Raw genomic sequence first — 12,324 nt, 5'->3', positions numbered from 1 at the left:
GACTGTTCCCGGTGGGCGGGTTGCGGCGAGGCTGCAGTGTCTGTGGCTGGGTCGACCTCGTTGGTACTGGCGCTGCTGGCGGCGGCCACTGCGTCTGGATCTTGGGCGGCGGTGACTGGTCTGCCTGAACTGGGGTATGTCGCGGCGGCCGAACTTGGGGTCGACTTGGACCGGCTGGCGATCGTGCCTCGCCCCGCGGCTGACCTGGTGACCGTGCTCTCTGCGCTGGTCGACGGATTCGATCTCGTCGTTCTCGGCCCGGTCATCACGCGCGGTATGCAGCCCCAGGTCGCACGGCGGATGTCCGGACGAGTCCGCAGCCGCGGCGCCGTCGTGATCACAGTCGGCGCATGGCCAGGCGCGGACCTGGAAGTGCGGGTCTCGGGACGCCGTTGGCGTGGGGTCACCGCCGACGGCTACGGGCATCTGCGGTCCTGCGAGGTGGTCGCGACCAGCCGTGGCCGCGGTGGCGCGGTCCGGCCCGTGTCGGTCTCGCTGCAGCTGCCTGGGACTGACGGTGTCCTGGCCGCGGGCGAGTCAGCCGGCGCCCGAGTCGCTGAGGGCCATGTCGAGGTGGCTGGGTGAGCGGCGGCTCGGGGCCGCGGCTGCTGGTGGTGTGGTGCCCGGACTGGCCGGTCGTCGCGGCCGGCACCGCGGCGGGGACACCGCCGACGGCCCCGGCCGCGGTGTTCTCGGCGAACCGCGTCGTGGCGTGCTCGGCGGTGGCACGGCGCAGCGGGGTACGGCGTGAGATGCGGCGCCGCGATGCCCAGTCGCGGTGCCCCGAGCTGGTGGTGCATCAGCATGATCCTGATCGGGACGCCCGGTTGTTCGAACCGGTTGCGGCGGTTGTGGAGCGAGAGGCTGTGGGCGTGGAGGTGGTACGGCCCGGGATCGTGGCGGTCCCGGTCGCCGGCGCAGCCGGCTATTTCGGTGGTGAGGACGCGTTGGCCGAGCTGCTGCTGGACGAGGTGGCCGCGAGGACGGGCGTGGAGTGCCAGATTGGGATCGCCGATGGGCTGTTCGCTGCGGTCCTGGCTGCTCGGCGGTCGATTGTGGTCGAACCTGGTGGCGCTGCTGGGTTTCTGGCACCGTTGTCGATCACAGAGCTGGATCAACCGGGGGAGGATCGCGGCGAGCTGGTGGGGGTGCTTCAGCGGCTGGGACTGCGTACTCTCGGCGCGTTCGCCAGGCTGGCCGAGCGAGACGTGGCGAGCCGGTTCCCCCAGGATGCGATCCTCGCGCATCGGCTGGCGCGCGGGTTGTCCCAGCGCCCTGCGCTGCGGCGCCGCATGCCCCCAGAACTGACGGTCACCGAGATCTTCGAGACCCCACTCGAGCGCGTCGATGAGGCCGCATTCGTGGCGAAGACACTAGGGGAGCGGTTCGTCACCGGCCTGGCTCGCCACGGAGTGGCATGCACCCGGCTGTCGATCGCGGCGATGACCGAGGCGGGCGAGCAGCGGGTGCGGGTGTGGCGGTGCGCGGAACCGTTGACCGCCCGCGCCGCCGCGGACCGGGTGCGGTGGCAGTGCGAGGGCTGGCTGACCGCCCGTGACAGCCCGAGCGCGGGCATCGTGCGGCTACATCTGGAGCCCGACGAGGTCGTCGGCGGCCAGGCGCTGCAACTGCAACTCGGGGCGATGGGCCGCGACGCTGACGCTGCGGAACGCGCCCGACGCGCCGTGGTGCGGATCCAGGGGGTGCTCGGCCCGGATTCCGTGTTTCGTCCGCTGCTGGACGGTGGCCGTGGCCCTGCGGACCGGGTCCGGCTCATCCCCTGGGATGAACCCCGTGTCGCCACCGCGGTCGAGGCGCCCTGGCCCGGAGGATTGCCTGCCCCGTCGCCAGCGACCGTGCCGCAGCGCCCGGTGCCCGCGGTCGTGGGCGACGGCGATGGCCGGGTCGTTGGCTGCACACAGCGCGGCGACCTCAGCGCACCGCCCGCCACGGTGGCGATCGGGAATGACTCGCTGCGAGCAGTGCTCGGCTGGGCGGGTCCCTGGCTGCATAACCCCACATTGCCGGCCTCCCGCGAGCACCGGGCGGTGGCGCGACTTCAGCTGGTGCTCGACGCCGCGCAGGACGACGATGACGGGGAACGGGCGATGCTGCTCGCCGTGACGGTCGGCCCCGAGCCACAGTGGACGGTGGAAGGCGTGTACGACTGACGATGCGGGTTCCGACGGGTGCAGCTTCTACTGGTCGTGGAGGAGCGGCCCAAGGACCACGCAACCTCACCATGTCGGAACTCGGCTGGATCACGGATGGGCGCGCCGAGCAGCGTGTCCGTAGTGGATGGTCGTCCATGACGCGTGAGGTGCGGCGACTATCCATAGTGGAAGAGGCATGCCGCTCAGAACTGCATCACGTCCGATGTGGCGTCGTCCCTATCATCGAGACATGGTCGACGATTCCCTCATCGCCCGCGTCGTGCACCAGCTGGAGCTGGCCGGACTGCGGGCTGCCGCCGACGAAGGACCCCAAGCCGGCGGCTTCGCCGTCCAGCCGCTCGACGACAAACTGCAGATCGTCTGGACACCGTCCGACGCACTGTCCCAGAAGGCATTCCAGGCAATGACGAACGGCGAATTCGAACATCCCGACATCCTCCATATGGGCCGGGTCAAGCACGCTATGGCCGAGGCAATCCTCCACGTTCTCACCTCCGCCGGAGTCGCTGCCGAGATGAGCGCCGACGACCTGGCACCGGCTACAGTGGAAGTGCAGTAGCAGCGCGCCGGAGGTGCAGTGACGTTGGCAATGCACGTGCCTCGACCAGCGCGATCGGACTTTTACCATGGTGGTTATCTGCCCTTAGAACGCCAGCCACGGTTAAGCACCCCTACGCATCTTCGCCGGCGCTGGGGTGCGCCCGCGTCCGGCGTCTGTTCGTAGTGGACGCAACCGTCTTTCTATGCTGCTGATTGGCCTCGCGTCTTTGCGCCCGCCCACCGGCCGGCGCGTTCGGCCCGTCGCCAGCTTCGTCGCGTCCGCCGCGGTGGTCGCGATCGGGCTGCAGACGCTGCTGCACGACGAGGATCACTGCCTGGTGATCGTCGTCAACGGGCGTCGCGGCGCTAACCGAGGACCAGCCCGACACGGAATCAGGCGTCCCACAACTCGCGAGTGCCGCAGCCGACCTCGTAGTGCCACCATCCCTGCGTCTGCCCCTGTGCGAGTAGAGCTTTGACACCGGCGAAGTCCGTGCCTGCCGGCACGGTGAACGCCACCATGGGGAAGTCGGAGCTGAAGACTTCGCCGCCCAGCCCGAACGGCGAGAGCCGCTCGTGGACTGCCTGTGGGCTGCCGCCGAGGGGGCCGGTGGGTACGGGTACGACGCGGATCGTGCAGTTGCCGGCGGAGCCGACCTGCCCGGCAGCCCAGTGCAGGCCGTCGGAGTCGGTCTGGTACCTCACGACGTCGCCCTCAGCGACCCCGTCCTGCAGGAAAGGGATGTTCTCGACACGGGCGGTGTCCTCACTCAGCTTCGTCGCCCACAGCCCTTCAGTGTCTTGCGGGAACCACCCTTCGCGAGGGACGAACCGAAACCAGATCTTGATCTTCTCGCCCATGTCCTGCACGCCGGCCATCGTGCACCGAGCGTCGATGACACCTCCGCACCGGACCTCAGCCGGTGACCACCACGTGCCGTTGCCGGAACAGTCGGAGGCCGAGGAGGACACCGGGAGGTGTCCGCACATGCCGCTGGTCGTCCGCTACAGCCGAATACCGGACGGCGTGGGGTCGCTGATCGTTTTGATCTGCCCGGCGATGACCACGGAGAGAATCGGCGGCACCGGGACTCGCATGGTCGCCGGCCAGCCCCCAGCGGATACCTTCGCCGACTACGATCGCCGCCCATGACGGTGCGGCGTTTCGTCACCACGGTCCGCGCGGGCGAGCGCGGCCGGGTGTTCCTGCCCGTTCCGTTCGACCCCGACCAGACCTGGGGTGTCAAGGTCCGACATCACGTCACGGGCACGGTCAACGACATACGCCTACGCGGCGTCATCGAGGCCTTCGGCACCGACCGCGGCATCGCCCTCACCCCCGCCTGGCGCCGCGACAACGGCCTGGCACCCGGCGTCCGCGTTGAGGTCGTGCTGGCCCCAGAAGGCCCGCAACGCGACGACCTCGCCGAGGACATCGCCGTCGCGCTCGAAGCCAACCCGACGGCCGGTGCCTTCTTCGACTCCCTCGCCCAGTTCTACCGTCGCGCCTACCTGCGCTGGATCGACGGCACCAAACACCGGCCGGAACTGCGCGCGGCGCGGATCGCCGAGGTAATCGAGCTCTTGGAGGCCGGAGTCAAGCAGCGTCCCACGCAGTGAACCGCCGCCGGCTTCAGCACCCTGAAGTCGCAGCGCGGACTACACCACAAAGCACCCCCCACCCGCGGCCGTCCCGAGATCGCAGCGGAACATCCGCTCGTGCCGCAGTTCGTGCAGTGGACGTCCGCTACCGGCCGAGTTCGAGCACGGCATGCCGTGTCAGGATGGTGTCATGATCGTTCATTCCGTCGTCCAGTTCGCCGCGTCCGTCCAGCACGTCGAGGCCGCCAGCTTCCTCCAGGTCATCCGCAACGCCGTGCTGATCTTCCTACTGATCGTCTTCCTGATCGGCGCCGTAGTTGGCGGAATCATCGGATACCTCACCGGTCGGGCGTCGTCGCGGCGCTGACCGACTACTGAGGATGGCCGGTACGGCGCGGACTCGAGTCCAGCCGCTCGGGCCCTTCAGCTACGGGAGATCGGGCCGGGCTCCAGGGCCTGTCGGGTGCGCAGGTACGGGCTGACGTAGGAGCACGACGCGGGCGTGGCCGGCGAACTCCGGCTCGTGCGGGGCGTCCCGGAAGACCTCAGTCCGCTAGGCGTTCCCAGACCCGATCGATCCCAGACCCGATCGATCAGCGGCCCGGCATTCCAGTGGTCAGGATCAGACCTATGGCCTACCTCGGCGCAGCGGTTGGCCAGCACGACCGCTGCCGAGAACCTGAATGCGGTCACCGCGCTACTCGCCTGCCAGACCGTCTAGCAGCGCTTCGACGACGTGGCCTGTCGCGCCGGCTGGGATGGGAACGATCTCGTCTGGGTTGTCCTCGATCATCGCAACCGCAGGAGTGCCAGCCGGGAGCAGGCCGAGGAACCACACGATCGTGTCCGCCCAGTCCGCGGACGAGCCGTCGTTGAGGATCAACTTGCCGTCGTCGAAGTAGCTGCTGACCCGGGCCAGCCCGTCCACCGTCACCTGGAAGTCGAGGTAGTCGGTGTCCGACACCGCAGCGTGACGACGGAAGATCATGACGTCCGGAAACTGTTGCCGCAACTGGCGTTCAACGCCATCCAGGGTCAGCGGCCAGGTGGTGCCGGGCGGGGCGGCGACGAAGATCGTGCCCTGCACGATGACTCCCTTCCAGGGGCCGGCTAGGGCACGACCCGCACGTTGTTCTTCACGTGGTTGGCAGCGGCAAGGTACTGCCAGTAGCCGACGGTGCTGGGATCCGGGGTGTCGATCTCCAGGTACTGGGCGTGGTTGGCCGGGTTGGTGATCGCAGCCTGGTAGCGGCCGAGCTCGGACTCGTCCTTGCCCAGCATCATGGTCGTGTTGAACGCGCCTTCCTGCAGACCGTCCAGCGACCGCGGGCTGCACCCTTGCTTGCGCACGTTCTTCGCGTCGATGATCGCCCCGTCTGCTGGCCGGAACCCGTCGGCCCACACCGCTTCACCGTTCGCACCGGACATCTGCCGCTCCGGTTGTCCAGCGACGCGGACCTGATACGCGCGATCGTCGGGGGTGCCGTAGTTCGGCGGCCGCGCCGGCAGACCCTGTACCCAGGTCGAGGCGGCCGCCTGCTGGGCCGGGCCATACAGCGGGAACGGCGGCGGGATCGGCGGGGGCACCGGCCCAACGCCCCCGGCCGGCAACCCGCCACCCGGCGGGACACCAGTGGTCGGCGCGGCATCGGCCGGCACCGTCGAGGCAGCCACTCCGGCACCGGCGACGACCGTGGTGACGACCAGACGAGCGGCCAGGGTGGACACGATCGCCTCAGCCTCGGCGACCGCCGCCGCTGCCGCCGAGCCGGCCTCGACGGTGGCCAGGGTCTCCGCGGCGGCTGCGGCTTCACCAGCCAGCGCGGCGTCGCCCGCAGCCGCCGCGGCGTCAGACCCACCCAACGTGAAGATCGACAGCAGCACACCGGCGGTAGTGATCAGCCCAGCGCCCACGCCGATGGCGATCAGCGTGTCGCGGCAGGTGTCGATCGCATCGGCGTACTCGTTGCAGGCATTGCGCATCACCCGACACGCGGCGGAGATGTTCTCCATCAGCGGCGCCGAGGCGGACACGGCGGTGCCGCCGTCGGGCTTGCCGGTGTAGACGGTGCCGGCGTATTGGGCGAAGGCGTCGAACGCCTCGCCCGTGCAGTGCTCCATCACCGGCGCCGCGTGCTGAGCGCCGTTGCCCTGCGCGGTGTCGACCAGCCCCGCGCAGCGGTCCCATACCTGCGCGGCGTGTCGAAGCTTGTCCGGGTCGCCCTGGGGCCAAAACTTGCCGATGACCGGGATCTCGTGCACCTGCTTCGACCCGGTGACCATCGGCAGCGCCTGATGCGCCTGACTGGGATCGCAGCCCTGCGGCCCCGGCTGCAATGCCGAGGACGTGTTGATGTTCCCGGTGAAGCTGCGGGCCGCCGCGTCGTCGGCATTGAGGTAGCCCACCGCCATCGTCAACAATCGGCTGGAGATCGTCGCCATGCCCTGACCCGCCTTGCCGATCGCCTGCACGATCGTCGTAGCCGCGGGCTCGTACTTCGCCGCGAACAAGTGCGCGGTGCTGTCGTCACCGGCCATGCCGGAGGTGCTGGCGAGGTCACCGGCCACGCCCGCCGCGATGTCGTAGACGAACTCCTTGGTGTCCAGAAACTGGACGGAAGCCCGAAAAACAGTGTCGGTGTCGACTTGGAAGCCCCCAGCGCTCCCCATGCATCTGCCTCCCGCGTGACGCGACTGCGACTCAGGGTAGCGAGACGGCTGACGCGTGTTCAACGTAGCGTGACCCCACCTCCGTTGAGGATGTCTGCGAGGGTGGTGTTCTCCGGTGCGCCAGCCGCCAGACCGAGGCGGAGCCGGCGTTCCGGAAGAGGCCGAGAACAGCTCGATCGTGCGCATCTGGCGCTGGGTCGTCTCGACATGGCAAAGCGTGGGCTTCGCTTGCCCCGTGTTGCCCGCGGTCGATACGCCGTCGGCCGCGTCCCAGCGAGCAGCGCGAGCAGCTCCACGGGCTGGTCGCAGTTCTCAGTACGGGCGATCACGAGCTTGTCCGTGCCCGGGTGGGAAGCGCCGGCCGCAGCCGCCCGCGCACCCGATGCCAAAGATGACGTCCGTCATCGCCGGAGAGCGCGGGCCCGCGCTGAGCGGATCTGCCGCGCCGAGGCCGGCTGGGGACGCCGACTGCGCAATGACAGGAAGGTCCGCGACTGGACCGACTGCATCCAGGGCACCGACGTGCACCAGCGTTACCCGCATAATCCGGCGCAGCTGGAGCGTGGCCAGCCTCATGCGTCCCGGATACCGACTTGCCTCCCAGGGGAGGGCGACAGGCCCGGCTTGAGGAACTCAAGTACTGCCATGACCCGTCCGTTGATTTCCGGCTCCCCTCCATCTGGTGGGCGCACCACGATGCCGAGGGAGCGGAGGATCAACGTCACGTGCCCCTCAACGGTGCTTTCGGTCAGGCACAGCTGCTTCCCGATGCTGTGGTTTGACCAGCCCTGGGCTATGAGCTCGAGGATTTCCCGCTGCCGCTTACTGAGGTTTCGGAGCGGATCGTCCTTGTGCGCGGGGCGCAGCAGCGGGCCTGTCAGTTTCCCGTCGATGCGTACGGCGCCCTCGGCGACTTCCCGCATTGTCACGAGGAGCTGGTCGGGGGTACCGACTCGGTCTTTGAGCTGGTATCCCACCGCTGTCCCGAGGCTGAGGATCTCCTGTGCCCAGGAGAGCTCGGTGTACTGCGACAGTGCCAGGATGGCGACGTGCGGGTGGCGTCGGCGGATCTCCTTCGCGGCGTCTAGGCCGGCGCCGTACTCAGGGATGGTCCCCAGGCGCCGGGGCATCCCGAAGTCGACCGTCACCAGCTGCGGCGGATCGGCGTCGACCAGGCCGAGCAGTTCCTGTGTGGTCGCGGCTTGCCCGATCACCTCGATGCCGTGCCCAAGCAGGTATTCGACGAGCAGCCCGCGCATTACGCCGTCTTCGGCAACGATCACACGCATGGCAGCACCGTCCTGATAGTCGTTCCGCCGCCGTCGGGGTGTTCGATGGTCCAGGTACCGTTGCGGGCGGTGGCCCGGTTGCGCATCCCGTGCAGGCCGGAACCGGTCGCGCTGTCGTTCGCCGCGCCGGTACCGTTGTCGCTGACCTCGATGTGGAGCCGGTTCGTGAGGTGCTGTACGCGGACCGTGATCCGGGTCGCGTTGGCATGCTTGAGCGCGTTGCAGACCGCCTCGCTGATGATGAAGAACGCGGCCTCCTCGGTGTCGTGGTCCCAGCGGTCGGCCGGGATGTCGATGACGAGCGGGGTCGGTGAATGGCGTGCCAGCGAGCTGACGGCCTCGCGCAGGCCTGATCGGCCCAGGTTGGACGGGTAGAGATCGTCGACCACCTCGCGCAGGCCGGTGACCGCCTCCTGCAACGTATCGAAGATCTTCCCCAGTTCGCGGTGCAGGTCTCCCGTGCCCGCCAGAGCGCGCGCACGACCGACAAGGAGCTGCGCCGCCGCCAATTGGGTTTGAGGGCCGTCGTGCAGCGTGTTGCGGATGGTTTTCCGGGTCGCCTGCTCGGCCGTCGCCAGACCCCGTAGGTGCGCCCGGTTCTCCGCCTCCTTCTGCAGTTGCGCGTTCTCGATCGCCACACCGGCCGCAGCGACGACCGCCTCCAGCCGACGGTGCAGAATCGGGCTCGCCAGTACGGGTTCGTGGACGAGAGCCGCCAACACCTGCCCGCCACGCCCGGTGACGAAGGTCACCGCCCGGTCTTCGGTGCCGGCGGGCACGGGCGCTGCCTTGCCGTGGGCGTCGACGTAGTCGTCCGAGTCGGGCAGCCGGTAGTGAACGGTCAGAGTCGGATCCTCCAGCGCCGTCGCAAGAGCGTCGCGCAGCCTGACGTTGTTGTTGGACCGATGCCCGTGTAATGCGGCGAGCAGTTCGGTGACCAGCTGTTGAGTGGCCAGCCGGGTGTGCAGCAAGCTGGTCAGCACGGCCGCGCCGAGGACCAGGTGCGCCACGGCGTACAGCAGCAGCACCACGCTTTCCACCGTCACCGAAGGTCGCAGGAGACCAGCCACGAGCCCGACCACGATCAGAACGCCGATCAGATCGACGGACAGCCAGTACAGGCCGCGTGCCTTGCGAACCGGCGACGGCTCGTCCCGCCACCGCAAGACCACCAGGACCAGCGTGACGATCGTGAACACCGCGCCGACGATGCTGCCGATCGGCGCCCACACTGAGATGTGCGCCTGCGGGCTGCCCCACCCCTGCGGGGGCAGCGGCTTCTCGACCAGTGCGCGCATTCCCTGGGTGACCACCACGGTCGCGTACAGCATGGCGATGGTGTACCGCGCAAGCGGAACTTTGCGGTGGTGGGTCTCCCCGCTGCCCGGTCGGCGGGGAAAGAGCCGGTGGACGGGCAGCGCAGGCAGCTTACCCGTGGGATACGACAGCAGCAGATGCGCCAGCACCACCAGGTTGAGGTGAAACAGCCAGAACCCAAACACCTTCAGCGCCGGGTTCGAGCTGAACTGCAGGTCACCCACATACCACGTGACACCGACCGCGACCATGAGCCGGGCCAGGCCCACGAACTCCGGCCGCCGGAACCAGGCGAACAGCCCGACGCCGAGGAACACCACGCCGACCGATTCGACCGGTACTAGCGCCCACCCCGGAACCGCCTGGGCACCGACCGACAGCGTGATTGCGAACGCCGCGAACGTCGCCCCCGCGGCACCGGTGGCGACCGCGGCCATCGTCTGCCAGCGCCCGAGCACGCGCAGATCCATGGTCTGACTTTCTCGCACTGTGCGGCGAAAGCCGAGCACTTAGGCGAGATTCAGCAGTTACCCCCTGCTGCCGCAGGAGCCTGCCTCGTCCATAAGCGTTCGAAGTCCCGCGCTGGCCTGCTGTTTCGAAGAGTGACGGGCGATGACACTAAGTCATGTCCTCGTACCGGAGCCCGATCCGGTATCGCGCGGGACACCAACCCCCTTTGAGGAGATCACGTGAACACTGCATCGATCCGGCGAGTTGCTGCGACCGTCCTGACGGCGGGCGTGCTCGTCGGCGCCGCCGGCGCCGCCCAGGCCAGCACCGGACAGCCCGCGCAGCACCACCCGACCACCTCCGCGGCTACCGCCCAGCACGCTCCCACCTTTGCTAACCTCCCGCACTTCCTGTCGAGCGCGAACATGCCGACCTGGGTTTGGGGGCCGACGCAGCTGTGCTTCTACGGTTCGGGAGAAGTCGAGGTCCAATGGCAGCTGGCTGGGTGGCCCCAGTTCTTTCCTGTGAACGGCAGCTGCGTCAGCGGGTGGGGATTCGGGATTCCGGTGCACGTCACGAATTTCGGTTTCTCTCCGGTCACCGTCGTGAGCATCTGACGCCCCTGCCGGTGGTGCAGAGCCGTCGTCTCTGCACCACCGGCGTAGGGACGGAGCGGAATGCCATCGCCGCAGATGGGCGCCATCGGCTTCCCAGCCCGGATCTTTCGTGTGGGTGACCGCCTGGCTTGAGACCGCGACCGGCGGATGTAGCGCGTTCTTCTTGCGGTGTTCGGGGGTCGTCGCAGTGGCCGGGTGCCGACCGGGTGTTGCCGGGTTCCACTGCGCGGTGGCGACGCTGGTTGCTCGTGGGAACGGGGTTCTGGCTGGTCAAGCCAGTCGTGGTAGGTCGTGGAGGCGCTGGCGGGCGGTCAGGACCAGATCAGCCCGTGGTGCGTGGCTGGCCAGCCGGAGGTGGACTTGCCGGGCGTGGCGGGCGATGCGTCCGGCGATGGAGAACAGGCCTAGCTGCTGGTGTTTGGGCTCCCACCTGCGTGCTTGGTGGTAGATCAGGGCGAGCATCTGGGTCCGGGCGGTCAGTTAGACGGCCACCGCGACGATCGCGACCCAGATCTCGTTGTGGGCGAAGCCGTACAGCGGCAGGTTGGTCAGGCCGGTGCTCTTCGCGGTCCGGATGCGGTCTTCGGCTCGCGCTCGGCGGCGACGGCGTAGTTCCGGATCGGCCAGTGCGATCGGCCCAACGTCGTGGGTCATCCTGATCTCAGTCCGTGATGATCGGAATGTCGAGGTCGGTGACGGGCGGGCGACCGTAATCGTCCGGTCGAGGTCGGCCAGCGTCGCGCCGGCGGCGCCGTGCTCCACCAGGTTGTCGGTGGGTGTCGGTAGCTTGACCACCGTGAACGCCGGGGAACGTATTCAGGAACTCGCCGACCAGATCGTGGCGCTGCGCGACGCCTACTACCGGGGCTCGCCGCTGGTGGCCGACGCCGAGTACGACGCGATCGAGGACGAGCTGCGGGCGCTGATCGAGGCGAATCCGGGGCTGGCGCCGGACCCGAACCCGCTGGAGCAGGTGGGGGCGCCGACGGTGCTGCACGCGCCGGTCCGGCACTCCAGGCCGATGCTGTCGCTGGAGAAGGCGACCAAACCCGACCAGGTGGTGGCGTTCTTCGGCCGGTTCCCGGGCCAGCCGGTGGCGGTGATGCCGAAGCTGGACGGGCTGTCGCTGGCCGTGGTCTACGAGGAGGGCACGCTGGTCCGTGCGGTGACGCGCGGCGACGGCACGACCGGCGACGACGTCACGCCACTGGTCCGGGCCCTGGTCGACGGCGTGCCCGAGCGCGTCGACGCCCCGGGCCGGGTCGAGGTGCGCGGCGAGGCGGTGATGCTGCGCTCCACCTTCGCCGCCTACAACACCGCGCACCCGGACAAGCCCCTGATCAACCCGCGCAATGCTGCGGCGGGCACGCTGCGGGCCAAGGACTCGGCAGCGGTGGCCGAGCGGCGGTTGCAGTTCTTCGGGTTCGACCTGGACACCTCGGCCGAGGCCGCCGCCGACCTGGGTCAGGCGCTGCGGGCGCTTGGCCTTGAGGCCGCCGACATGCAGATCTGCGCGGACGCCGAGCAGGCGCAGGCGGCGATCGCGGAGATCGAGGAGAGCCGCAACGAGCGCGACTACGACCTGGACGGGGCGGTGCTGCGGCTGGCCGACCGGACCGCCTACGCGGCGGCCGGCACGAGGTCCAGCTCGCCGCGCGGGGCGCT

Annotated in this window: 12 protein-coding genes and 2 pseudogenes; 8 read left to right on the top strand and 6 right to left on the bottom strand. The window is 69.0% G+C overall.

Going from position 1 to position 12,324, the window contains the following annotated elements:
- Nucleotides 1-111: 111 nt before the first annotated feature.
- From BCF44_RS38605 to BCF44_RS38595, 3 genes are all read left to right on the top strand, one after another.
- Complete coding sequence (locus BCF44_RS38605; RefSeq protein ID WP_246016054.1) at nucleotides 112-585, top strand: hypothetical protein; 474 nt, start codon at nucleotides 112-114, stop codon at nucleotides 583-585.
- Nucleotides 582-2,171, top strand: coding sequence for a DNA polymerase Y family protein (locus tag BCF44_RS38600; RefSeq protein ID WP_246016053.1), 1,590 nt, complete (start codon nucleotides 582-584; stop codon nucleotides 2,169-2,171). Before BCF44_RS38605 ends, BCF44_RS38600 begins: the two co-directional genes overlap by 4 nt.
- 232 nt (nucleotides 2,172-2,403) lie before the next feature.
- Nucleotides 2,404-2,733: a hypothetical protein gene (locus BCF44_RS38595; protein WP_116179459.1), complete on the top strand. Its 330-nt coding sequence runs from the start codon at nucleotides 2,404-2,406 to the stop codon at nucleotides 2,731-2,733.
- A 374-nt stretch (nucleotides 2,734-3,107) separates the two neighbouring features.
- Here BCF44_RS38595 and BCF44_RS38590 read toward each other — a convergent pair whose 3' ends face one another.
- Nucleotides 3,108-3,575, bottom strand: a complete 468-nt coding sequence (locus tag BCF44_RS38590) for a DUF4265 domain-containing protein (protein ID WP_246016072.1) — start codon at nucleotides 3,573-3,575, stop codon at nucleotides 3,108-3,110.
- 127 nt (nucleotides 3,576-3,702) lie between these two features.
- Between BCF44_RS38590 and BCF44_RS55980 the strand changes: the two genes are divergently transcribed.
- The 3 genes from BCF44_RS55980 to BCF44_RS55975 all read left to right on the top strand — a co-directional run bounded on the left by BCF44_RS55980 (nucleotide 3,703) and on the right by BCF44_RS55975 (nucleotide 4,683).
- Nucleotides 3,703-3,867 carry a hypothetical protein gene (locus tag BCF44_RS55980; protein WP_170217973.1) on the top strand — a complete coding sequence of 55 codons (165 nt, stop codon included), beginning with the start codon at nucleotides 3,703-3,705 and terminating at the stop codon, nucleotides 3,865-3,867.
- Complete coding sequence (locus BCF44_RS38580; protein ID WP_116179456.1) at nucleotides 3,864-4,334, top strand: YdeI/OmpD-associated family protein; 471 nt, start codon at nucleotides 3,864-3,866, stop codon at nucleotides 4,332-4,334. Before BCF44_RS55980 ends, BCF44_RS38580 begins: the two co-directional genes overlap by 4 nt.
- Before the next feature lie 172 nt (nucleotides 4,335-4,506).
- Nucleotides 4,507-4,683 carry a hypothetical protein gene (locus tag BCF44_RS55975; protein WP_170217972.1) on the top strand — a complete coding sequence of 59 codons (177 nt, stop codon included), beginning with the start codon at nucleotides 4,507-4,509 and terminating at the stop codon, nucleotides 4,681-4,683.
- Between the two features lie 330 nt (nucleotides 4,684-5,013).
- Here BCF44_RS55975 and BCF44_RS38575 read toward each other — a convergent pair whose 3' ends face one another.
- The 4 genes from BCF44_RS38575 to BCF44_RS38560 all read right to left on the bottom strand — a co-directional run bounded on the left by BCF44_RS38575 (nucleotide 5,014) and on the right by BCF44_RS38560 (nucleotide 10,062).
- Complete coding sequence (locus tag BCF44_RS38575) at nucleotides 5,014-5,403, bottom strand: hypothetical protein (RefSeq protein ID WP_116179455.1); 390 nt, start codon at nucleotides 5,401-5,403, stop codon at nucleotides 5,014-5,016.
- A gap of 23 nt (nucleotides 5,404-5,426) precedes the next feature.
- A complete protein-coding gene (locus BCF44_RS38570; RefSeq protein ID WP_147328785.1) occupies nucleotides 5,427-7,172 on the bottom strand; it encodes a restriction endonuclease fold toxin-2 domain-containing protein in 1,746 nt (581 codons plus the stop codon).
- A gap of 386 nt (nucleotides 7,173-7,558) precedes the next feature.
- Nucleotides 7,559-8,275, bottom strand: a complete 717-nt coding sequence (locus tag BCF44_RS38565) for a response regulator transcription factor (protein ID WP_116179453.1) — start codon at nucleotides 8,273-8,275, stop codon at nucleotides 7,559-7,561.
- The gene (locus BCF44_RS38560) at nucleotides 8,266-10,062 is read right to left on the bottom strand and encodes an ATP-binding protein (RefSeq protein WP_116179452.1); all 1,797 of its coding nucleotides are present in this window, start codon (nucleotides 10,060-10,062) and stop codon (nucleotides 8,266-8,268) included. Before BCF44_RS38560 ends, BCF44_RS38565 begins: the two co-directional genes overlap by 10 nt.
- A gap of 219 nt (nucleotides 10,063-10,281) precedes the next feature.
- On the opposite strand from BCF44_RS38560, the gene BCF44_RS38555 reads away from it, so the two are divergent.
- Nucleotides 10,282-10,659 carry a hypothetical protein gene (locus tag BCF44_RS38555; protein ID WP_147328784.1) on the top strand — a complete coding sequence of 126 codons (378 nt, stop codon included), beginning with the start codon at nucleotides 10,282-10,284 and terminating at the stop codon, nucleotides 10,657-10,659.
- Nucleotides 10,660-10,929: 270 nt separating this feature from the next.
- Here BCF44_RS38555 and BCF44_RS58025 read toward each other — a convergent pair.
- Nucleotides 10,930-11,286 (bottom strand): annotated as a pseudogene (locus BCF44_RS58025) (transposase); the annotation flags it as partial.
- Nucleotides 11,287-11,455: 169 nt separating this feature from the next.
- Between BCF44_RS58025 and BCF44_RS38545 the strand changes: the two are divergent.
- Nucleotides 11,456-12,324 (top strand): annotated as a pseudogene (locus tag BCF44_RS38545) (NAD-dependent DNA ligase LigA); the annotation flags it as partial.

This window comes from Kutzneria buriramensis (assembly GCF_003387475.1).
GTDB lineage: Bacteria > Actinomycetota > Actinomycetes > Mycobacteriales > Pseudonocardiaceae > Kutzneria > Kutzneria buriramensis.
The sequence above is the reverse complement of the archived record's forward strand: the minus strand, read 5'-3'. Positions and strand labels throughout refer to the sequence as shown.

Coding starts and splice junctions, on each gene's coding strand:
- BCF44_RS38580 (WP_116179456.1), top strand. CDS start 3,864: ATGACGGTGCGGCGTTTCGTCACCACGGTCCGCGCGGGCGAGCGCGGC.
- BCF44_RS55975 (WP_170217972.1), top strand. CDS start 4,507: ATGATCGTTCATTCCGTCGTCCAGTTCGCCGCGTCCGTCCAGCACGTC.
- BCF44_RS38570 (WP_147328785.1), bottom strand. CDS start 7,172: ATGCGCACGATCGAGCTGTTCTCGGCCTCTTCCGGAACGCCGGCTCCG.
- BCF44_RS38565 (WP_116179453.1), bottom strand. CDS start 8,275: ATGCGTGTGATCGTTGCCGAAGACGGCGTAATGCGCGGGCTGCTCGTC.
- BCF44_RS38595 (WP_116179459.1), top strand. CDS start 2,404: ATGGTCGACGATTCCCTCATCGCCCGCGTCGTGCACCAGCTGGAGCTG.
- BCF44_RS55980 (WP_170217973.1), top strand. CDS start 3,703: ATGCCGCTGGTCGTCCGCTACAGCCGAATACCGGACGGCGTGGGGTCG.
- BCF44_RS38560 (WP_116179452.1), bottom strand. CDS start 10,062: ATGGATCTGCGCGTGCTCGGGCGCTGGCAGACGATGGCCGCGGTCGCC.
- BCF44_RS38590 (WP_246016072.1), bottom strand. CDS start 3,575: ATGGGCGAGAAGATCAAGATCTGGTTTCGGTTCGTCCCTCGCGAAGGG.